The sequence below is a fragment of the Kribbella sp. NPDC056345 genome (genome assembly GCF_042262745.1).
Taxonomy (GTDB): Bacteria; Actinomycetota; Actinomycetes; order Propionibacteriales; family Kribbellaceae; genus Kribbella.
In genome coordinates this window covers 293,108-313,610 of sequence record NZ_JBHJQQ010000006.1, presented here as the reverse complement: position 1 = coordinate 313,610, position 20,503 = coordinate 293,108, and the positions used below count along the sequence as shown (strand labels likewise).

Sequence of the window (20,503 nt, the reverse complement as noted above, 5' to 3'; positions counted from 1 at the left end):
CGATCAGTCGCGGAGGAACTCCGCCCGCCAGCGGGTGGCGGTCGGATTGCTGGGGCTCGGGGACTCGTCGAGCTCGATCAGGCGGAGGTCGGGGGCGGAGGCGAAGGATCTGATGGTTGCCTTGGTCAAGGGCCAGGGCGGGCCCTCGACCTCAGCATCAGGTTGACCTTCGGCTCGGGCTGAGGCGATGACGACGAGGGTGCCGCCAGGGGCTACGAGCTCACCGACCTTCTGGATCGCGGTGGCTTGCAGCGCGATCGGCAAGGCTTGGACGGTGTAGATCTCGACGACCAGGTCGAAGGCGTGCTGCCACTCGGCCGGCTGGTTGAACAGATCGGCGACGACATACTGCGCTTGCGAGTCGGGGTGGTTGCGTTGTGCGGTCTCGACGGCAGTGGGGGAGATGTCGAACGCGGTGGTCTGGTAGCCGCGGTCGGCGACCAGCTCGGCGTCCCAGCCGGTGCCGGCGCCGATGACTACTGCGGTCTTGCTGGTGCCGTTGGGTTCGGAGGCTTCGAACCACTCGGTGAGCAGCGGGTTGGCGGTGCCGCGATCCCAGGGCACGACGGCCGCACCGTCGGCGGCAGCGGAGTACAGGTTCTCGAACCAGCCGGTCGGGTCGTCACGGGTCAGTGACTCGTGGGCGATCCGCCGCGACGCCAGGTCCGGGTCTTCTTCACTCATCGGTCTCACCCACTCCGTTCGTGCCCTCGTGGATCGCGCGCACTGTCTGTACCGTATCGACCTGGTCCGGCGTTTTGTCCTCGCGATACCGCAACACGCGGGCGAACCGCAGCGCCATACCCGCGGGATAGCGCGGCGAGGTCTGCACACCGTCGAAGGCGATCTCGACGACGACCTCCGGCCGCACATAGACCGTGTACGAATCCTGCCGCTCGGCCAGCTCCTGGAAGCGCTCGGTCTGCCACCGCAGCAGCTCGTCGGTCAGGCCCTTGAACGTCTTGCCGAGCATGACGAACTCGCCGGTCGTCTCGTCCCGGGCGCCGAGGTGCAGGTTCGACAGCCAGCCGGTACGGCGGCCGTGGCCCCACTCAGCGGCCAGCACCAGGAGGTCGAGGGTGTGGGTCTGCTTGACCTTCACCCAGCCCGAGCCGCGCCGACCGGCCTCGTAGGGGACGGTCAGCGACTTCACCATCACGCCCTCGTGCCCCCGCCGTACCGCGTCCTGGAAGAAGGCTTGACCTTCCTCCGGATCGTCCGTCACCAGTCGGGGGATGCGGCGCTCGGGTGGGATCAGTTTGCTCAGCCACTCGTGCCGCTCGGTGCTCTCGAGGCCCAGCAGATCCTGCCCGTCCTGATGCAGGATGTCGAAGAAGTACGGCGTGAGTGGCACCGACTCCGGACCGGTCGCCGCCCGGGTGGCTGTCCGGGAGCCGGTCACCTGGAACGCCTCCGGCCGCCCGTCCGGTCGCAGGGCGATCAGCTCGCCATCGAGAACGACCTGCTGGGCGTCCAGCTCGAGCACAGCGGTCACGACCTCGGGAACCCGCGCAGTGATGTCGTCGAGCGTCCGCGTGTAGACGACGACCTCATCACCGTTGCGGTGCACCTGGATCCGGATTCCGTCCAGCTTCCACTCGAGCGCTGCCGGCGTCCCAGTCTTGGCGAAGGCCTCCGCGACGCTGGTCGCGGACTGAGCCAGCATCGGCTGCACACCGCGCCCCACCTGCAAGCCGAACTGTGCGAGCCCTGCCTCGCCCTCGGTCAGCACGGCGACCGCCACCGGAGCCGCCGATCCGCGCAGCATCGTGGCAGCGCGGATCTTGTCCAACGGGATCCCCGTCGCTCGCGCCACTGCGTCGGCCATCACGCCGTCCAGCGCACCCTGCCGCAGCTCGCCGCCCACCAGCAGCCGCAGGAAGGTCTGCTCGGCCTCGGTCGCCTGACCGAACAACGCATCGACCGCCTCGCGACGCCGGGCCTGTGACCCGGCGCCGGACATCACTGCGAGCTCACCGAACGCCCGGTCGACCGCCTCGACGGTCAGCGAGGGCTCTGTGGCTGGGGGCGGAGCGTCCATCAACGTCCGCCAGCCAACACCCGTCCGGCGCTGGCGCAGCTCGCCGGACAGGTAGGTCACCACGATCTCGGTGTCGACCGGATCGGTCGCCTGCGCGAGCAGCGCGGCGATGAACTCGGCCTTCTTCAGCCGCGATCTGGTACCGGCCAGCGCGGCCGAGGTCTGAACCACCTCGGTGAGCAACATGCCCTCAGTCTCACCCATCCCACCGACACTTTCCCGCCCCGACCACCGCACCGCGACAACACGGACGGATATCCGTCCGTCTTGCCCCTTCTCCGGTCTCACACGGGGGTGAGAAGGGGCAACACGAGCGGATATCCGTTCTGGTGAGCGGGGTCAGGGGAGCGGCGGGGGATCGTCCAGGAAGTCGTCGGACGGGGTGAAGAAGAGCGTGCCGGTGGGGCGGATCCCGTCACCACGCTGCCCGGGCGGCCGGGCCTGCTTCCCGTTGTCCTACGCCGGTTCCGGCTTCACCTGCACCGGCGGGAGCAAGGCGTCGATCTTGTATTCGTCGATCTCGCCTCGCAGGAGCGCCGCCACGAAGCCCGAGAAGTCCCGCTCGTGCCTGGTCCACTCGTCGAAGTTCCAGACGTGTACCGAGTTCCCGTCGAGCCGGTCCCCGTCCACGCCCCAGCAGAACCGGACCCCACCGATCGTCGAACCCCAGAGCACCATCCGGAGCGACTCCCCAGGGTGACCCTCCCGGAAGTCGTCAGTCGCGGACTGGGACGCCTCGGCCATTGCGGCGCGTTCGGGCCCGAACGGCACCTCGATCGTCAAGAACTCGTCGATCGTCGCGAGACCGTACGCCTCGACGAAAGCCACGTAGTCCTCCGGGAACCTGACCTTCCACTCGTCCTCGACCGTCAACCAGTCGACGTTCGAGGACGAGCCGTCCGGTGGTGCCAGGAGAGCTGTCAGCTCGTTCATGGGCACTGCGAGTACCTCCTCGATCCCAGTTTTCAGGGCATCGGCGGGAGATCGTCCAGGAAGTTGCCGGACGGCGTGAAGAAGAGGGTGCCGGTGACGGCGGTGGAGAAGTCGAGGATCCGGTCGTGGTTGCCCTCGGGCTCGCCGATGAACATCCGCCGCAGCATCAGCTCGGTCACTGCCGGCGACTTGGCGTAGCCGATGAAGTAGGTGCCGAACTCCTCGGTGCCGATCTGCCCGAACGGCATGTTGTCCCGCAGGATCTGCAGTTCGTTGCCGTCGGCATCCTCGATCACGTTGAGCACGATGTGCGCGTTGCTCGGCTTGGTGTCGTCGTCCAGCTCGATGTCGTCGAGTTTGGTCCGCCCGATCGCGAGCTCCTGCTGCTCGGTGGTCAGCGTGTTCCAGGCCTTCAGGTCGTGCAGGTACTTCTGCACGATCACATAACTGCCACCGGCGAACTCCGGATCCTCGGCACCGATCAGTACGGCGTCCTCCGCCTCGCGGCCGGCCGGATTCTCGGTGCCGTCGACGAACCCGAGCAGGTCACGCATCTCGAAGTACTTGAAGCCGTGCACCTCGTCGACGACGGTCGCGGCGTCACCGAGCACGTTCATGATCTGGCGGGCGAGCTCGAAGCACTGGTCGAGGTGTCCGGCACGGATGTGGAACAGCAGATCGCCCGGAGTGGAGACCGCTCGGTGCGTCGCGCCCTGCAGCTCGACGAACGGATGCAGCTCGGCCGGTCGCGGTCCGCTGAAGAGGCGGTCCCACGCATCCGAGCCGATACTCGTCACACACGACAGCGCGCCGGCCGGGACCCGGAAGCCGACGGACCTGGTCAGCCCGCTGACCCGCTCCAGCAGATCACGGGCAGCCGCCTCGCCGCCGTACTCGATCCGCACCACCAGGAAGATGGCCGAACCGGTCAGCGGCGTCAGCACCGACTGCGGCAGCGCCCGCGTCGTCGCCGCTGGTCCGGCAGTTGGGTCAGTCACCACAGCGCTCTCCTACCGTTCGCCTTGGCAAGTCCGGACCATCCTTACAGCCCGGATCCGGTCTACCTGTCTTGGGTCGATCTTCTAGAGTCCTTGCATGCACCCGCACTCAGGCGAGCCGCGCCCCGAGGATTCGCCCCAGGCACCGCCGGGGCAGTACCCGCCGCCCCCGGCTCAGCAGCCCTACCCGGGCTACCCACCGCCGCCGCAGAACTATCCGCCGGCGCAGGGCTACCCACCGCCCCCGCAGAACTACCCGCCGGCGCAGGGCTACCCGCCACCGCCGCAGGGCTATCCGCAGCCCCCGCAGGGGTACCCGGTTCCTCCCGGCTACCAGCAGCAGCCGCCTCCGGGCTACCCGATGGGGCAGCCACAGCCCTGGCAGCAGCACTACCCGATGGTCAAAGAACCGCGGGTGATCCCTGCCCCGGCCGGTACGCCGTTCCACCGGCTGGCGCGGACCCCGAAGCACGCCGCGTGGCGACCCGTGGTCGGCAGTCTCGCACTGGGCGGCGGGGTGTTCGCCGTATCGATCATCGTCTTCGTGCTGTGGCTGGTCTTCCATCTGCTGTTCGGTGGCGAGATGCCCGCGTTGGAGGGCACCACCGGCGCGGAGATCTTCGGTAACACGAACGAGGACCTGGCACTGAACCTGGTGCTGCTGGGCGTCCTGACGCCACTCGTCCTCCTCGCCGCCTGGCTGATCCAGCGCAGACCGGCCTGGAGCGTCGCCTCTGTCCTGAACAAGATCCGCTGGCGCTGGCTCGCGTGGTGCTGTCTGCCCGCACTCCTCTATGTGGTCGCCGGTACCGCGTTCGGGCTTCTCGTCGACCAGATCGTGCCGCCGGACCAGTCCACGGTCGACGACGGGGCCTGGGTCGGCTTCGCGAAGTTCGTCGTACCGCTGATCATCATCGTGCTCCTGGTCCCGTTCCAGGCGGCCGCCGAGGAGTTCATCTTCCGCGGCTGGCTGATCCAGGCCGTCGGTGCCTATGGGCCCGACAGCGTGGAAGGCCGCGCGCGCTGGGCCCGGGTGCTGTTCCGGTCGCCCTGGCCGGGGATCGTGATCAGTGCGATCGCGTTCGCTTCGGTGCACGGCTACACCGGTTGGGCGATGGCCGACATCCTGCTGTTCGCGGGAGCGGCTGCGTGGCTCACGGTGCGGACCGGGGGACTGGAGGCCGCGATCGCGCTGCACGTGCTGAACAACCTGTTCGCGTTCCTGTTGCCGGCCGCCACCGGCGGTCTCGACGACTGGTCCGAGCAGGGCGGCGCGCCGTGGACGATCCTGCTGTCCGACATCCCGGCGCTCGCGATCGTGGTGTTTTCCGTGGTCTGGCTGGCGAAACGCCAGCAGATTGCCCGGGTCAGCTAAAACCAGAAGCGAACTGTCGGCGTCGTCTGACAGGGTTGCCGGCGTGAAGAAGATCGAGGCTGTTCTGTTCGACTGGGGTGGCACGCTGGCGACCTGGCACGACGTCGACCTGCCCGCGTTGTGGCGGTCGGTGGCGGTGCTGATCGACGAGGAGCGTGCCGATGAGGTGGCGAAGCGTCTGGTGGACGCGGAGCACACGATCTGGATGCGGTCCCGCGATCAGCATCTGAGCAGCACCCTCGAGGAGGTGTGCCTGCTGGCCGAGATCGAGATGACCGAGGCTGCGCACGCGGCGTACGAGCGTGGTTGGCATCCGCACACCATCCTCGAGCCGGACGCGCTGGAGACGCTGCACGGTCTGCGGGAGCGCGGGCTGAAGATCGGCGTGCTGTCGAACACGATCTGGTCGCGCCGGCGGCACGAGGAGATCTTCGCCCGGGACGGCGTCCTCGAGCTGCTGGACGGCGCGGTCTACACGAGTGAGATCCCGTACACGAAGCCGCACCCGGAGGCCTTCAACGCGGCGATGAAGGCGGTCGGGGCGGCTGATCCCGCGACCTGCCTGTTTGTCGGCGACAGGCTCTTCGACGACGTCTGGGGTGCTCAGAACGTCGGCATGCGCGCCGCGCACATCCCGCACAGCGCGATTCCGGCCAACCAGATCGGTCACACCGAGGGGACGCCGGACGCCACTGTGCACAAGCTGGCCGAGCTGCTCCCACTGATCGACAGCTGGAACTGAACGAGAAGGACCCCCGGGCCGGGAGGGCGGCTCGGGGGTCCTTCGGAGGGGTTTCGGGGTATCAGTAGGCGATCAGCTACGCGGCCAGTGTCGGGTCGGCCATCAGCCGCAGCCGACCCAGCGCCTCGCGCTCGATCTGGCGGACGCGCTCGGCGGAGATGCCGTGCACGGCGCCGATGTCGGCGAGTTTGGCCTGCCGGCCGTCGTGCAGCCCGTACCGGCGCCGGATCACGTCGGCCGACCGCGGATCGAGCTGATCGACCAGGCTGAACAAGCCTGACCGGTCGGACGCGTCCGCGACCAGCTGGTCGGGGCCCGGCGCGGTCTCGGCCGCGATCAGGTCACCCAGCGAGGTCTCACCCTCGTCGTCGATCGGGTTGTCCAGGCTGATGTGGTCCCGGCCGATCCGGATGAGTTCGCTCACCCGCTCCTCGTCCAGGTCCAGCTCCGCCGCGATCTCTTCGACCTCCGGCTCACGCCCGAGCTTGCGCTCCAGCGTCCGCCGGGCCGACCCGATCTGGTTCAGCTGCTCCACCACGTGCACCGGCAGCCGGACCACTCGGGCCTGCTGCGCGATACCGCGGGTGATGGCCTGCCGCACCCACCAGGTCGCGTACGTCGAGAACTTGAATCCCTTGCGGTAGTCGAACTTCTCCACCGCGCGGATCAGTCCCGTGTTGCCTTCCTGGACCAGGTCCAGCAGCGGCATCTGGGACCGCCCGTAGCGGCGCGCGATCGACACGACCAGGCGGAGGTTCGCGGTCACGAACCGCTGCTGGGCGCGCTGGCCTTCCTCCGCCAGCCACTCCAGCTCCTCCTCCGTGGCATATTTGGGCGCTCCGCCCTTCTTTCGTCCAACCCGCCCCTCGGCCAGCAGTTGCTCCGCGAGGAGTCCTGCCTCGACCGTCTCAGCGAGCTCGACCTCTTCTTCAGCCGTCAGCAACGGAGTGCGGGCGATCTCCTCGAGATACAGACCAACACTGTCCTTGCCGTCGATACCGTCGTCCGTGCTGCGGACACGAGTCGTGCGAGCCACCGAAACTCCCTTCGTCGTTACATGGAGAGCAACGCTCGAGTGAGGTTCAAGATTCCACGGCAGTGTGTAAACTCCCTGAACTTTCCCTGAGAGTTCCCAGCGCCGCTCACCCCGTCATCCGGTACCCGCAGGCCGTCATCGCAGCACCTTCGGCAGACTCGCCGCCGAAAAGACTGAGAATTCGTCCAGAAAACGGCGGATCCGGCGTGCTGAATGTGTTGCACAACACACCGGATCAGGCAGTTGTTCCCGCGGAACTAGGCCAGACCGAGGGTGTCCAGCTCCCAGGCGAGGCTGAAGGCGACCTCGCGCCAGGCGTCGTACCGGCCGCTGCGGCCGCCGTGGCCGGCTTCCATCTCGGTCTTCAGCAGTACGTCGACCTCCCCGGCGGCGGTGGACCGGAGTTTCGCCACCCATTTCGCCGGCTCGACGTAGAACACCCGGGTGTCGTTCAGGCTGGTGATCGCGAGGATGCGCGGGTACTGCTGCGCGGTGACGTTCTCGTACGGCGAGTAGGACTTCATGTACTCGTAGACCGCGGGGTCCTCGAGCGGGTTACCCCATTCCTCCCACTCGATCACCGTCAGCGGCAGCGACGGGTCGAGAATGGTGGTCAGCGCATCCACGAACGGAACCTCGGCGACAATGCCGCCGAACGCCTGGGGGGCCAGGTTCGCGACCGCGCCCATGAGCAGGCCACCGGCGCTGCCACCCTGCGCGACGATCCGCTCCGGACGCGTCCAGCCGTCCTGCACGAGGTGCTCGGCCGCCGCGATGAAGTCGGTGAACGTGTTCCGCTTGGTGAGCGTCTTGCCGTTGTCGTACCAGTGCCGGCCCAGCTCGCCACCGCCGCGCACATGCGCGATCGCGAACACCACACCGCGGTCGAGCAGCGACAGCCGCGGGATCGAGAACCACGGGTCCATCGAGCTCTCGTAGGAGCCGTACCCGTACAGCACGACGGGCGCGTTGCCGTCCTTGGCGACGTCTTTGCGTGCGACCAGCGAGACCGGCACCTTGGTGCCGTCGGGTGCGGTGGCCCACTCGCGGTACTGCGTGTAGGCGCTCAGATCGACGCCACCGAGCACAGGCTGCTGCTTGAGCAGTCGCCGCTCACCGGTCGCGATGTCGACGTCGTACGTCGTACCTGGTGTCACCAGTGAGGTGTAGCCGAACCGGTACCGGGTGTCGTTCCATTCGTCGTTGCGGCCGGGGGAGACCGTGTAGATCGGCTCGTCGAACTCGAGCGCTTCGGGGGCGCCGAAGCCGTCCTCGGTACGGCGCATGATCGCGAGCTCGGTCAGCGCGTCCCGGCGGCGGTACAGGATGACGTGATCGGCGAACGCGTCGGCGCCGAGCAACCGGCTGGTGTCGTCGCCCTCGATGATGGTCGTCCACTCACCGGGTGCATCCAGTGTCGCCGTGGCCAGCGAGAAGTTCGCGGCGTCGGCGTTGTGGGTGATCAGCAGTTGGTCGCCGGCGTGCTCGACGTCGTACTCGACGCCCTCGCGCCGCGGTGCGACGATCTTGAGCTCGCCGGTCGGGTCGTTGGCGTCGAGCAGGTAGACCTCGCTGGTCAGCTTGCTGCCGAGCGCGATCATGATCGCCTGCTCGTTGCGGGTCAGGTCGACGCCGACCCAGAACCGCTCGTCCGGCTCTTCGAGCACCAGTACGTCGTCGGTCGCGCCGAGCGTGTGCCGCCAGATCTGGTGCGGACGCCACGCGTCGTCGACCTTCGTGTAGAAGATCGTCGAACCGTCGGCCGACCACGCCGAGCCGTAGTGCACCTCCGGCAGCTCGTCGGCCAGCAGTTCGCCGGTGCTCAGGTCCTTGATCCGCAGCGTGAACCGCTCGTCACCCTTGAGATCGACGGAGTACGCGAGCAGCTGCCCGTTGGGGGAGACGTCGACGGTACCGAGCGAGAAGAACTCCGAGTCGCCCGCGACAAGGTTCCCGTCGAGCAGCACCTCTTCGCCGGCGATCTCCGCATCCAGGGCCGGCGGCTCGTCGCCGTTCACCTTGACCCGGCAGTGGATGCCGTACTGGCTGCCTTCGACCGTGCGGGCGTAGTACCAGTACTCGCCGCGCCGGGCCGGCACGCTCAGGTCGGTCTGCAGGGTGCGGTCCGAGATCTCGGTGAAGATTGCCTCCCGCAACGAAACGAGGTGCGCCGTCCGGGCCTCGGTGTACTCGTTCTCGGCCCGGAGGTAGTCGAGTACCTCGTCGTTGGTCTTGTCCCGCAACCACTCGTAGTCGTCGACGAACGTGTCGCCGTGATGACTGCGTTCAATCGGCTTGCGGGCGGCGACAGGGGGCTGCGGTGCGATCGCGTTCAACTCGGACATGCGGGCGAGACTACCCGCCTCCGCGTCGGCGCGCAGGCGGCTAAACGTCGTACGTCGCGACGACCGGCGCGTGGTCGCTCCAGCGCTCGGCGTACGTCGGTGCGCGGTGGATCTCGCAGCCGGTGGCGAGGCCGGCCAGGCCGGGGGAGGCGATCTGGTAGTCGATGCGCCAGCCGGCGTCGTTGTCGAAGGCCTTTCCGCGCCAGGACCACCAGGAATAAGGGCCGGGACCGTCACCACCGAAGCGGCGGCCGAGGTCGACCCAGCCGGCCTCGAACAAACGATCCATCCAGGCCCGCTCCTCGGGCAGGAAGCCGCTCTTCTTGCGGTTCGCCTTCCAGGCCTTGAGGTCTTCCTCACGGTGGGCGATGTTCAGGTCGCCGCACATCAGGACGTGCCGGCCGTCGGCGCGCAGCTCGGTGAGCCGGGCCGTGATCGCGTCCAGGAACGCGTACTTCTCCTCCTGCCGCGGCGGCGTTTCGAACTCGCCGGTGAAGACATACGTGCTCACGGCGGTCAGCGTCGACCCGTCGTCCAGTACGACGTCCGCTTCGACCCAGCGCCCGGTATCGGCGAACCGCGCCGTACCGATGTCGATCCGCTGGTCCTTGATCGGCCGCCGGCTCGCGACCGCAACTCCGGCGCGACCCTTGTGACCGTCGAGCGCGGGCTCGGCATGCGCGATGTTCCAGTCGCCACCGAGGTGATCACGCAGGACCTCGTCGGTCGCCCGGACCTCCTGCATCAGCAGCAGATCCGGATCGGTCTGCTCCAGCCAGGGCGCCATCCCGCGGCGGTAGGCGGCTCTGATCCCGTTCACATTCACCGTAGCGACCGTCAGCACCCGGAAACCCTAGCCCGAATGGGCCCCTGAGCCCGCTTCCGGCACGCAAACCCGCTCCCGTGGGACACCCGATCCCGCCACATCCCGTGGGGCCACCCCGATCCCCGCCACATCCCGTGGGTCTACCCACCCCGCAGGGGGTTTGAACAGGTAATGCCTTGTTCACACCCACCGTGTCCTGTCCACACCCCCGCCTTCCAGCCGCCGCCCCAGGTCCCACGCCGAACCACCGCCCCGGCCACAACTGGTGGCCGGGGACAGTAAGTGGTGGGTGTGAACAGGTCATACCTTGTCCACGCTCACCAGTTCTTGTTCACGCCCCCGATGGGCGGTCGGGGTCGGGGTGGGTGGTGGAGAGGATGGCGTCGAGGGAGCGCTCGATCAGGTGTTCCAGGTCGGCGGCCGAGATGGTGGCGTCCTCGATCCACAGCAGCAGGGTCTGTTCGACGTACCCCTGCCAGCCGAGGCAGGCGAGCTCGACGACCGGGGTGACGTCGACGCCGGTCTCGCGGACGGCGCCGATCACCCAGGTGCTGAAGACACCGCGGAGGTCGGAGTGCAGCTTGCGGACGTCGGGGTCTCCGGCGGCCGACATCAGCAGGGTGGCGCGGTAGAGCTGTGGCGCTTCGAGGACTGCGCGGACGAAGGCGCGGATCCCGGAGCGGAGTTGCTCGGCCGGGGGCAGCGACTGGTCGGGGGCGGTGCGGAGCAGGATCTCGGCCGCGGCTTCCTCGATCACGGCGTACTGGAACTTCTTCTTCGAGCCGAAGTAGTGGAACAGCAGGGCAGGGGAGACCTTCGCCTCGGCGGCGACCAGCTCGACGGTGAGCTCGCGGTGCGGGTCGGCCAGCAGCACCCGGCGGGCGGCTTCCAGGATCTGTGCGCGCCGTTCGTCGGGGCGCAGCCGAGCGGACGAGGTCTGGGTCATAGCGGCCAGTCTATTGAGTCTTGGGTCAATAAGCACTTACTGTTGAGTATCCACTCAACAGCTAGAGCCGGAGGAACACAGATGCGACCGCTGCCCGGACAGGTTGTCCTCATCACCGGAGCGTCCCGCGGGATCGGTGCCGCAGTGGCCCGGAGCCTCGCGAAGGACGGTGCCAAGCTCGCGCTGATCGGCCTGGAGCCGGACGAGCTGAAGCAGGTGGCCGAGGACTGTGGCCCGGACGCGGGGTGGTGGGAGGCTGACGTCACCGACACCGAGTCGCTCCGTACGGCGATCGAATCCGTCCACGCGCGGTACGGCCGGATCGACGTCGTGATGGCGAACGCCGGTATCGCAGCGCCGGGCTTCACCCGCAGCATGGATCCCGCCGTGTGGGAGCGCGTGCTGGACGTCGACCTGTACGGCGTGTGGCGCACAGTGCACCTCACACTGCCCTACCTGCTGGAGAGCAAGGGATACCTGCTGCTGGTCTCGTCGCTGGCTGCGGTCGTGCACATCCCGGGCCTGGCGTCGTACAACGTGGCGAAGGCCGGTGTGGAGGCGATGGGAGACACGCTGCGGCCCGAGCTCAAGCACCTGGGCGTGCGAGTCGGCGTTGCGCACATGACCTTCGTGGACACCGACATGGTGCGTGGAGTGGATGACCACCCGGTGTTCGGCAAGGTGCGGACCGGGATCCCGCTGGCGAGCAAGGTGTATCCGCTGGAGTTCGCCGTACAGAAGTTCACCGACGGCATCAAGCGCCGGAAGCGGACTGTGCACGTGCCCGAGTGGATCGGCGTACTGAAGGTGTTCCGCTGGCTGATCCCGCACGTGATCGAGGTGGGGTCGCGCTTCAGCGTGCCGAAGGCGGACCGGGCGGCGCTGGCCGACATCGAGGCTCGTGGCGCTTCCGTGTCGACGCGTGCCTCGGGTGCCGGCGGCAAGGCCGACACCGCGAAGGCCACCGGGCGATGAGCCGTCAGTACGACGTCGTCCTGCTCGGTGCGAGTGGCTTCACCGGAGCACTCACCGCGGAGTACCTGCAGAAGAACGCGCCTGCGGAGCTGAAGTGGGCGGTGGCCGGGCGGAACCGCGCGAAGCTGGAGCCGTTCGGCAAGGACGTGCTGATCGCTGATGTGACGGACCCGGCGTCGCTCAAGGCGCTCGCGGAGTCGACCAGGCTCGTGGTGACCACGGTCGGTCCCTACATCCAGTACGGCGAACTGCTGGTGGCCGCTTGTGCGGAGGCTGGGACGGACTACCTGGATCTGACCGGTGAGCCGGAGTTCGTGGACCGGATGTACGTGAAGTACCACCAACGCGCTCTTCAGACCGGAGCCCGGATCATCCATGCGTGTGGGTTCGACTCGATCCCGTACGACCTGGGTGTGCAGTTCACGGTCGAGCAGTTGCCGGAGCGGGTGCCGATCACGGTCGACGGTCTGTTGCGGGCCGGTGGCCGGCCTTCGGGTGGCACGTTCCATACCGCGATCACGGCGTTCTCACGACCGAAGCAGAACCTGGACGCGCACAACGCCCGCAAGCGTGCCGAGTCCCGGCCGGAAGGGCGGCGGGCGCGGGCGGTCGCCGGACGGATCCATCGGCAGCAGGGTTTCTGGGTGGTGCCGCTGCCGACCGTGGATCCGCAGATCGTCGGCTACTCGGGCCGGCTGCTCGACAGCTACGGACCTGACTTCCGGTACGCGCACTATGCGGCGTTCAAGCGGCTGCCGATGGTTGCCGGAGGCATCGGTGCGGCCGCGTTGCTCGCGACCGCCGCGCAGATCCCGCCGGCGCGGAAGGCGTTGCTCAAGCGGTTGTCGCCGGGGGACGGACCGAGTCCCGAGCTGCGGGCGAAGTCGTGGTTCAAGGTGCGTTTCGTCGGCCGCGGTGGTGGCAAGCAGGTGATCACCGAGGTGGCCGGGGGAGACCCCGGGTACGACGAGACCGCCAAGATGCTCGGAGAGAGCGCTCTCTGTCTTGCTCTGGACGATCTTCCGGAGACGGCCGGCCAGACCACTACTGCTGCGGCGATGGGTCCGGCGTTGCGTTCACGTCTGGTGAAAGCAGGGATGACCTTTGCGACCCTCAGCACAAGCGACTACTAGCAACGACGGCACCCGAATCGCGTACTACGACTACGCGCCCGACGCCGCCGAAGCTTTCCCTCGTGATGATTGCAACGGCTGGCAGCGCGACGACCTGCCCGTGCTGGTGTGTGTGCACGGGTACCCGGACAACGCGCGGTTGTGGGAGCCGGTGGCCCGCGAGCTGGCAGGCGCATTCCGGGTTGTCACGTACGACGTGCGCGGGGCCGGCGAATCGGGTCAGCCGCGGGAGCGATCGGCGTACCACCTGGATCGGTTGGAGGACGACTTCCGCGCCGTACTCGAGGCGGTGTCTCCGGAGCAGCCGGTGCATCTGCTCGCGCACGACTGGGGTTCCATCCAGGCGTGGCATTTCGTCACGAGTGAACGCATGCGCGGACGGATCGAATCGTTCGTCTCGATCTCGGGGCCGTCGCTGGATCACGCCGGGTTCTTCATCCGCCGGCACCGCCCGGTCCGCGACGTGATCCGGCAGTTGCTGCACTCCTGGTACATCTACTACTTCCACCTGCCCTGGTTGCCGGAGAACGGCTGGAAGCGAGGCTGGGCGCACCGGGTCTTCGCCCGGCTCGAGCGGTCGGCCGACGGCCTTCCGTCAGCCACCGGAGAGCGCTCTCTGGGGGACTACGTGAACGGGCTGAACCTGTATCGCGAGAACGTGTTCCCGCGGATGATCAGGCCAGGAGAACGGACCACCGACGTACCCGTGCTGGCCGTGTCTCCGGAGAACGACGTGTTCGTGAGCACGCCGCTGCAGACCGACATCGCGCGCTGGGCCCCCAACCTCACGGTCAAGGTGGTCAGGGGCGGCCACTGGATGCCCCGGAATGATCCCGGACTTGTCGCGCGGCTGGTGCTCGAGCACACCCGGGAGCTGGCACGCTGAAGCTATGAGAACGCTGCTCAACCTGATCTGGCTGGTCCTCGCCGGCTTCTGGCTGTCGGTCGGTTACGCGATCGCCGGCATCATCTGCTGCGTGCTGATCGTGACGATCCCGTTCGGGATCGCGTCGTTCCGGATCGCGGGCTACACGTTGTGGCCGTTCGGCCGGACGATCGTCGACAAGCGCAGCGCCGGAGCCGGTGCTCTCCTCGGGAACCTGATCTGGGTGATCGTGGCCGGCTGGTGGCTGGCCCTCGGCCACCTGGTCACCGGTATCGCACTCTGCGTCTCGATCATCGGCATCCCGCTCGGCATCGCGAACTTCAAGCTGATCCCGATCTCCCTGCTGCCGCTCGGCAAGGACATCGTCCCGACCGACCAGCCCTTCGCCCGCTGAGGTCGCTGAGCCCGCTGAGCCCGCCGACCGTCCGGCCCGCGGCTGTTGACCTCAACTAAAGTTGAGGTCCTAGGTTGTGGCGCATGACCGACACCGCGCCCGTGAACGGCGCCACGAAGCCCGCCTTCGTCCCGTCGCACAGCGACGCCGACCTGGCCGATCAACCCATCGGCTACTGGAGTTCCGCGGCCGGGCAGATCGTGGTGCACCACATCCGCACGACGCTCGCCGAGTACGGCCTCACCCAGCCCCAGTGGTGGATCCTCAACCAGGTCCCCGGCGATGGTTCGGCTCGCGGGCGTGCGGACGTCGTGGGTGTGCTGCGCGGGTATCTGGAGTTCGGCGACCAGGACATCGAGCACGACATCGACGCGCTGCTGCGGCGTGAGCTGCTCACCCAAGAAACCTCGGACGGCGGGCGCGTGCTGCGTCGCACGGCCGCCGGCGACGACCTTCACCGCCGCGCCGCAGCCCGCCAGCAGCAGACCCGCGCGGAGATCCACGAGGGCATCGACGACGCCGACTACGTGCTGGCGCTCAAGGTCCTGCAGCGCATGATTCACAACGTCGGCGGCGCAGCCAGGCACCACTGAACCCTGCAACTACCCTGGCGGCATGCCAACAGCTCTCGTCGTCCGGTGAGGTCGCTCACCGTCCTCGGCTCCTGCGGCGGATGGCCCGAGGCGGGTCGCGCGTGCGCCGGCTTCCTGATCGAGTACGACGGTTTCCGCGTCGTACTCGATCTCGGGTACGCCGCTCTGCCGCAACTCCTGCAGCACCGGCCGCACGCCGAGGTCGACGCAGTCGTGGTCACCCATCAGCACCCGGACCACTGCGTCGACGTGAGCGCACTCGCGCGCGTCCGATACTACGAAGCCCCAGATGCGCCGCCGATCCCGCTGCACAGCCCGCCTGGTGTGGTCGACGTACTCCGAGCACTGGAACCGAACCCCGATCCAGCGACAGTCTTCGAGATCCACGACCTCGCGTTCACCACGAGGCTCGGGCCGTTCACAGTCGAGACCATCCAGCTGCCGCACTACGTGCCGAACTTCGGCCTGAGACTCACGGCCCCGGGCGTATCCCTCGCCTACACCGGTGATAGCGGACCGTCCGACAAACACGCGCAGCTCGCTGCAAGCACCGACCTGTTCATCGCCGACGCAACCCTGCAAGGCCCGTCACCCCAGACGACGCCGCGCTACGTGATGACCGCAGCCGAGGCAGCAGGTGCAGCGAAGGGCGCGAACCGCTTGCTGCTCACGCACTTCTGGCCCGGCTCGGATCGCGCGACCTCCGTCGCCGAAGCACAGGCAGTCTTCGACGGCGAAGTGATCGCCGCCACCGAAGGACTCAAGCTGTTGCTCTAGGCCGCGGCGGTTCCCAGGCGAGCGCGTCGGCGGCGCGCGGGTTGCGCACCACGGTGACCGACTTGTCGTACCGGCGCCAGACGCCCTCCTCGTCGGGCTCGGCGGCGATCAGCAGCACTGAGGTGTTGCCGATGCAGAGCAGCGCCTCGGCGAAGATCGAGTCACGCCGAAGCAAACCGCGCCGGCTGTCGTCCACCACGACCTGCACCGGCCCCACGCGCCCGGTCGGCAGCGGCAGACGGGTGTGCGGGCGGCTGAATCCCTCGTCGAAGTGGTTCAGCTCGATCTCTACGTCGGGTTCGAACTCGAGTCCCCAGACCGGCCCAGCCGCACAGGTGCAGAGGCTCATCGAGCCCTCGTCGAGGGTGAGGTGCAACTGCAGGAACGGAACCCGTTCGGCATACGGCCCCGCGAAGTGCGTGTCGGCCAGCTCCTCGCCAAGCACGGTCGGCCACTCGATACCGCTCCAGTTGCCGATGGTCCGGCCCGCGAGCGAGAGCGCTCCGGCGAGGTTCGCCAGTACGACGTCTCCGCTCCGCCGGCTGATGAAACGCGGCCGCAGCAACCCGACCGAGGCCTCGAACGCGAACCCGAAGGCCGCGTCGGCAGGCACCGGTCCGGACGCACTGGAGGTGAGGACGGGCAGCGGTCCGCTCTCGTCGAGGCTGATCGTCAAGGAAGTGCCGGCTGAACCGCGCAACACCCAGCCGGTCCCGTCGTCGACCGAGGTCTGCCACTCCTGCCCGATGCTCATGGGCAGGAGTGTGCGTCATCCAAGGTGTCCGCAGGTCCTGATTGCCCGGAAGGTCAGCTGGAATGGGCCTTCTGGACGATCTTGCGGACGTTCGCGATATCACCGCAGCCGGCCTCGATCAGCCGGGCGCGTTCGTGGGCGAAGGTGCTGCCGAGCCGGTGCCGGGTCTCCTCGGAGATCTCGGTCCGCGCCGGATTGAGGACGTCGCGCTCTTCCTCGTCGAGGTGATGGGTCAGCGCCTCGGAGAGCTCGTGCAGCTTCTTGCTGAAGTCGTCGCTCGCGGTGTCGTCGACCTGCATCAGATCCAGCAGCGCCTCGTTGCCCTCGTCGTGCTCGTGTTCGGAGTGCTCGACCTCTTCGGCATCGATGGCGTCCTTGCGCCGCAGCACCGGATAGACCTTCGACTCCTCGGCTTCCGCATGGGCGATCAGCACGGTCGCCAGGTCAGCCAGTACGGCGGCCCGGTCGCTCTGCTCGTCACGCAGCTCGCGCAGCGCCTCTTCGAACCAGCGGTGGTCGGCGAGGATGATCTCAACGACGTCACCACCCGAAGCCGGCAGGATCTTCGGCATCAGTTCCTCCTTCACACGTTGGGCGCCCGGTACCCCGGTTACGCTGCGGACATGCCTACTGCGCTCGTCCGCCGCCCGAGTCCCCGCCTGGCCGAGGGGCTGATCACCCACATCGAACGGAAGCCGGTCGACCCCGAGCTCGCCGTACGGCAGTGGCAGCAGTACGTCGACGTACTCGAGCAGCACGGCTGGACTCCCGTGGAGGTGCCACCGGCCGATGCGTGCCCCGATGGTGTGTTCGTCGAGGACACGATGGTCGTGTACGGCGACCTCGCGGTGATCGCCCGGGCCGGAGCCGAGTCACGGCGTCCCGAGGCCGCTGCAGCCGAGCAGGCCGTGCGTGAGCAGGGCTACCGCATCACCCACGTGACCGACCCCGGCACCTTCGACGGTGGCGACATCCTCAAGGTCGGCAACACCGTGTACGTCGGCCTCGGCGGGCGCACGAACGCCGAGGGCATCCGGCAACTCACGGCCGCGCTGACCCCGCTCGGCGCCGACGTCCGAGCGGTGCCGGTGCAGAAGGTCCTGCACCTGAAGTCGGCCGTGACCGCGCTGCCCGATGGCACGGTGATCGGATACGAGCCGCTTGTCGACGACCCGGCCGCGTTCGACGCCTTCCGCGCAGTCCCCGAGGAGGCCGGGGCACACGTCGTACTGCTGGGGGAGGACCGGCTGCTGATGGCGGCTTCGGCGCCGAAGTCCGCTGCCTTGTTCGCGGAGCTCGGCTACACGCCGGTCGTCGTCGACATCAGTGAGTTCGAGAAGCTCGAAGGGTGTGTCACCTGTCTGTCGGTGCGCCTTCGTCGGTGAGCAGCCGCCGCGCCGCCTCGACGGCCGGCAGATCGCGCTTCCGCCCACGCGCGGCACCCACGTCACACGCCTCGCGCAGAGCTGCCTTGTAGACCACGGTGTCCGGATGGTCCGCACCGAAGGCAGCCGTGGCGTCGACGACCGACGCGCTCAACGCCTCGATCGACTGAGCGATCTGGCCACCGGCAAGCAGCGCACGCCCGAGTGCAGCGCGATCGCGGATCAGTTGCGGGTCCCGCGCATCCAGGTTGCTGGTGTCGACCGCGACGATGTCGCTGAGCAGACTCGCCTCTGAGCGCGGACCGCCGGTCATCAGCCGAGCGCCGGTCGCGCCCTCGATCGCAGCGCGCGTCAGCTCGTGCTGGGCACCGAACACCCGGGTCAGCTGCGGCGTCACCAACTCGAACCACGCGATCGCCCGCCCGTAGTTCCCGGTCGCGAGCAAGCCCTGAGCCACCCGCAGCCGCACGCGCAGCGTGGCCGGATCGTCGGCCGCCAGCACGTTCTCGCGCTGCGTCAGCGCCGATTGGTAGAACGGCAGCGCCTGACCCGGCTCCTTGGCCTCCCAGTACGACTCGGCCTGCCGGTACGACGGATCGCGCTCCAGCTCGGGATGCGCGCCGATCGCCGACGCCGGTTCACCTGGTACGGCGACGACCGGGGTGTCGATCACCTTGCGGGCGACGTACGTCCGGCCACCGGTCGGGATGATCCGGAACCGCCCGGCCTTCGCCAGCGGGATCCACAGGAACGTCGTGTAGAGCGTCCGGACCGACGAACCGCAGTCCTCGCAGATGTCGCTGTGGCCGTAGAACCGGCGGCCGATCCCGGTCGCACCCGCGGGATCGGTGACCCGCCACGCGACCGACGACGCCGTACAGCTGCCGCAGAACGGGTAGACCCCCCGCCGTTCCTCATTCATTCGGCCCATTGTGTCGAGTTTCGGCCCCGGCGTCTTGCTCCGCCGCGGCGAATGCCCTTTTTGTCAGCAGCGGATCCTCGATCGCGAAGGTCCGCACCGGTCCCGGCGGTGTCTCCGCGGTCTCGAACCGGACCGTGACACGCCCGCGTCCGGAGCCCCACACCCACCCGGGACCGTGGTCGGGGTGCTGGACGTCCTGGCCGGGGTGATAGCCGGGCTGCTCGCGGGACCGGTCGGGCATCTCGATCGGCTCGACCACCTCGGCCGCCGCCTCCGCGGCCTCGCTCTCGGTGAAGAGGTCGTCCTGGATCCAGTCGGCCAGCGACGAGACGCCTACCCCGAGCAGCCGGATACCACCGGCCAGGTCGGTGTCGTCGAGTAACCGCCGGGCGACCCGGGCGATCACCCGCGGGTCGTCGGTCGGGCCGGCGAGGGTGGACGAGCGGGTGTGCGTGGTGAAGTCGTGCATCCGCGACTTCAGCGTCACGGTCCGCCCGGAGAGCTGGGCCTTCTGCAGGCGCTCGGAGACCCGGTGGGCCATCCGGTCGGCGATCGCGGTCAGCAGCGCGCGGTCGATGATGTCGATCTCGAAGGTGTCCTCGACGCTGACCGACTTCGTCTCCCGGTCGCTGACCACGGGCCGGTCGTCGGCCGCGACGGCCAGCCGATGCAGGCTCGTGCCGTGCGCCGAACCGACCTGGCGGACGAGCTCGTCCTCGTCGAGCTGCTGCAGGTCGGCGACGGTCCGGACGCCCGCCATACTGAGCCGTTGCGCGGTCGCCGGACCGACGCCGGGGATCACGGTGACCTGCATCGGCGCCAGGAAGGCCGCCTCGGTGCCGGCCGGTACGACGACCACGCCGTCGGGCTTGTCCAGGTCGCTGGCGATCTTCGCGATCAGCTTCGACGTGCCGGCCCCGACCGACGCTGTGAGCCCGCCGCTCGCCGCCCGGATCGCGTCCTTCAGGTCCTCGGAGATCGCCTGCACGTCGTCGTCGGTGAGCCCGGTCAGGCCTGCCGCGGCCAGGTCGATGAACGCCTCGTCGAGCGAGAGCGGCTCGACGAGCGGCGACAAGGCCCGCATTTCGGCCATTACCGCCTGGCTGGTCGCCCGGTACATCTCGAAGCGTGGCCACAGGTACGCCGCGTGCGGGCACCGCGAACGCGCTTCTGCGGTCGACATCGCGGAGCGAACGCCGTACTTGCGGGCCTCGTACGACGCGGTCGAGACGACGCCGCGGAGCCCGATCCCGCCGACCACGACCGGTTTGCCGCGCAGCGAGGGTTTGTCCCGCTGCTCGACGGCCGCGAAGAACGCGTCCAGATCGACATGCAGCACCGACGGTTCCCTTCGCACCTGACCATCCTGCCCGGTCGCACCGACAATTCCCGCGCGGCCGTTGGTTGCTGGCGGCAATCCGGAGTCCACCACGCGAGTAGGA

At 68.3% G+C, this 20,503-nt stretch carries 21 protein-coding genes; 9 read left to right on the top strand and 12 right to left on the bottom strand.

Features of this window, described 5'->3' with window-relative positions; all coding sequences use genetic code 11:
• Window positions 1-3 precede the first annotated feature (3 nt).
• The 4 genes from ACFCV3_RS23305 to ACFCV3_RS23290 all read right to left on the bottom strand — a co-directional run bounded on the left by ACFCV3_RS23305 (window position 4) and on the right by ACFCV3_RS23290 (window position 3,972).
• Window positions 4-684, bottom strand: a complete 681-nt coding sequence (locus tag ACFCV3_RS23305; protein WP_376033012.1) for a class I SAM-dependent methyltransferase — start codon at window positions 682-684, stop codon at window positions 4-6.
• Window positions 677-2,245, bottom strand: a complete 1,569-nt coding sequence (locus ACFCV3_RS23300) for an ATP-dependent DNA ligase (RefSeq protein ID WP_376033010.1) — start codon at window positions 2,243-2,245, stop codon at window positions 677-679. Before ACFCV3_RS23300 ends, ACFCV3_RS23305 begins: the two co-directional genes overlap by 8 nt.
• Before the next feature lie 252 nt (window positions 2,246-2,497).
• The gene (locus ACFCV3_RS23295) at window positions 2,498-2,974 is read right to left on the bottom strand and encodes a hypothetical protein (protein WP_376033008.1); all 477 of its coding nucleotides are present in this window, start codon (window positions 2,972-2,974) and stop codon (window positions 2,498-2,500) included.
• A gap of 32 nt (window positions 2,975-3,006) precedes the next feature.
• The gene (locus tag ACFCV3_RS23290; protein ID WP_376033006.1) at window positions 3,007-3,972 is read right to left on the bottom strand and encodes a Dyp-type peroxidase; all 966 of its coding nucleotides are present in this window, start codon (window positions 3,970-3,972) and stop codon (window positions 3,007-3,009) included.
• A gap of 97 nt (window positions 3,973-4,069) precedes the next feature.
• Here ACFCV3_RS23290 and ACFCV3_RS23285 point away from each other — a divergent pair, with 97 nt between their 5' ends.
• Window positions 4,070-5,347: a lysostaphin resistance A-like protein gene (locus ACFCV3_RS23285; RefSeq protein ID WP_376033004.1), complete on the top strand. Its 1,278-nt coding sequence runs from the start codon at window positions 4,070-4,072 to the stop codon at window positions 5,345-5,347.
• 43 nt (window positions 5,348-5,390) lie between these two features.
• Window positions 5,391-6,089: an HAD family hydrolase gene (locus ACFCV3_RS23280; RefSeq protein WP_376033002.1), complete on the top strand. Its 699-nt coding sequence runs from the start codon at window positions 5,391-5,393 to the stop codon at window positions 6,087-6,089.
• A 76-nt stretch (window positions 6,090-6,165) separates the two neighbouring features.
• Here the strand turns inward: ACFCV3_RS23280 and ACFCV3_RS23275 are convergent, their stop codons facing one another.
• From ACFCV3_RS23275 to ACFCV3_RS23260, 4 genes are all read right to left on the bottom strand, one after another.
• Window positions 6,166-7,125 (bottom strand): RNA polymerase sigma factor RpoD/SigA, encoded by a 960-nt coding sequence (locus tag ACFCV3_RS23275; protein WP_132414024.1) that lies wholly within the window; start codon window positions 7,123-7,125, stop codon window positions 6,166-6,168.
• A 257-nt stretch (window positions 7,126-7,382) separates the two neighbouring features.
• Entirely contained in the window at window positions 7,383-9,470 is a 2,088-nt protein-coding gene (locus ACFCV3_RS23270; protein WP_376033000.1) for a S9 family peptidase, read from the bottom strand.
• 40 nt (window positions 9,471-9,510) lie between these two features.
• Window positions 9,511-10,314, bottom strand: a complete 804-nt coding sequence (locus ACFCV3_RS23265; RefSeq protein WP_376032998.1) for an exodeoxyribonuclease III — start codon at window positions 10,312-10,314, stop codon at window positions 9,511-9,513.
• A gap of 313 nt (window positions 10,315-10,627) precedes the next feature.
• Complete coding sequence (locus ACFCV3_RS23260; protein ID WP_376032996.1) at window positions 10,628-11,242, bottom strand: TetR/AcrR family transcriptional regulator; 615 nt, start codon at window positions 11,240-11,242, stop codon at window positions 10,628-10,630.
• A gap of 81 nt (window positions 11,243-11,323) precedes the next feature.
• On the opposite strand from ACFCV3_RS23260, the gene ACFCV3_RS23255 reads away from it, so the two are divergent.
• From ACFCV3_RS23255 to ACFCV3_RS23230, 6 genes are all read left to right on the top strand, one after another.
• Window positions 11,324-12,217 (top strand): SDR family oxidoreductase, encoded by an 894-nt coding sequence (locus ACFCV3_RS23255; protein WP_165952530.1) that lies wholly within the window; start codon window positions 11,324-11,326, stop codon window positions 12,215-12,217.
• Entirely contained in the window at window positions 12,214-13,350 is a 1,137-nt protein-coding gene (locus tag ACFCV3_RS23250; protein WP_376032995.1) for a saccharopine dehydrogenase family protein, read from the top strand. Before ACFCV3_RS23255 ends, ACFCV3_RS23250 begins: the two co-directional genes overlap by 4 nt.
• Window positions 13,322-14,236, top strand: coding sequence for an alpha/beta fold hydrolase (locus ACFCV3_RS23245; RefSeq protein WP_376032994.1), 915 nt, complete (start codon window positions 13,322-13,324; stop codon window positions 14,234-14,236). Before ACFCV3_RS23250 ends, ACFCV3_RS23245 begins: the two co-directional genes overlap by 29 nt.
• Window positions 14,237-14,240: 4 nt before the next feature.
• Window positions 14,241-14,630: a YccF domain-containing protein gene (locus ACFCV3_RS23240; RefSeq protein WP_344163585.1), complete on the top strand. Its 390-nt coding sequence runs from the start codon at window positions 14,241-14,243 to the stop codon at window positions 14,628-14,630.
• Window positions 14,631-14,713: 83 nt separating this feature from the next.
• Complete coding sequence (locus tag ACFCV3_RS23235) at window positions 14,714-15,223, top strand: MarR family winged helix-turn-helix transcriptional regulator (RefSeq protein WP_376032992.1); 510 nt, start codon at window positions 14,714-14,716, stop codon at window positions 15,221-15,223.
• Window positions 15,224-15,268: 45 nt separating this feature from the next.
• Window positions 15,269-16,000, top strand: coding sequence for an MBL fold metallo-hydrolase (locus tag ACFCV3_RS23230; protein WP_376032990.1), 732 nt, complete (start codon window positions 15,269-15,271; stop codon window positions 15,998-16,000).
• Here ACFCV3_RS23230 and ACFCV3_RS23225 read toward each other — a convergent pair.
• Window positions 15,984-16,754, bottom strand: a complete 771-nt coding sequence (locus tag ACFCV3_RS23225) for a hypothetical protein (RefSeq protein WP_376032988.1) — start codon at window positions 16,752-16,754, stop codon at window positions 15,984-15,986. The two genes, ACFCV3_RS23230 and ACFCV3_RS23225, sit on opposite strands and share 17 nt — an antisense overlap.
• Before the next feature lie 53 nt (window positions 16,755-16,807).
• Window positions 16,808-17,326: a hemerythrin domain-containing protein gene (locus tag ACFCV3_RS23220; protein ID WP_376032986.1), complete on the bottom strand. Its 519-nt coding sequence runs from the start codon at window positions 17,324-17,326 to the stop codon at window positions 16,808-16,810.
• A gap of 51 nt (window positions 17,327-17,377) precedes the next feature.
• Here ACFCV3_RS23220 and ddaH point away from each other — a divergent pair, with 51 nt between their 5' ends.
• Complete coding sequence (gene ddaH, locus ACFCV3_RS23215; protein ID WP_376032984.1) at window positions 17,378-18,139, top strand: dimethylargininase; 762 nt, start codon at window positions 17,378-17,380, stop codon at window positions 18,137-18,139.
• On the opposite strand, the gene ACFCV3_RS23210 is transcribed toward ddaH, so the two are convergent.
• Both ACFCV3_RS23210 and ACFCV3_RS23205 read right to left on the bottom strand, forming a co-directional pair.
• Window positions 18,108-19,061, bottom strand: a complete 954-nt coding sequence (locus ACFCV3_RS23210; protein WP_376032982.1) for a tetratricopeptide repeat protein — start codon at window positions 19,059-19,061, stop codon at window positions 18,108-18,110. The genes ddaH and ACFCV3_RS23210 overlap by 32 nt on opposite strands.
• Entirely contained in the window at window positions 19,054-20,418 is a 1,365-nt protein-coding gene (locus ACFCV3_RS23205) for a DNA polymerase IV (RefSeq protein ID WP_376032980.1), read from the bottom strand. The genes ACFCV3_RS23210 and ACFCV3_RS23205 overlap by 8 nt, the downstream gene beginning before the upstream one ends.
• Window positions 20,419-20,503: the final 85 nt, after the last annotated feature.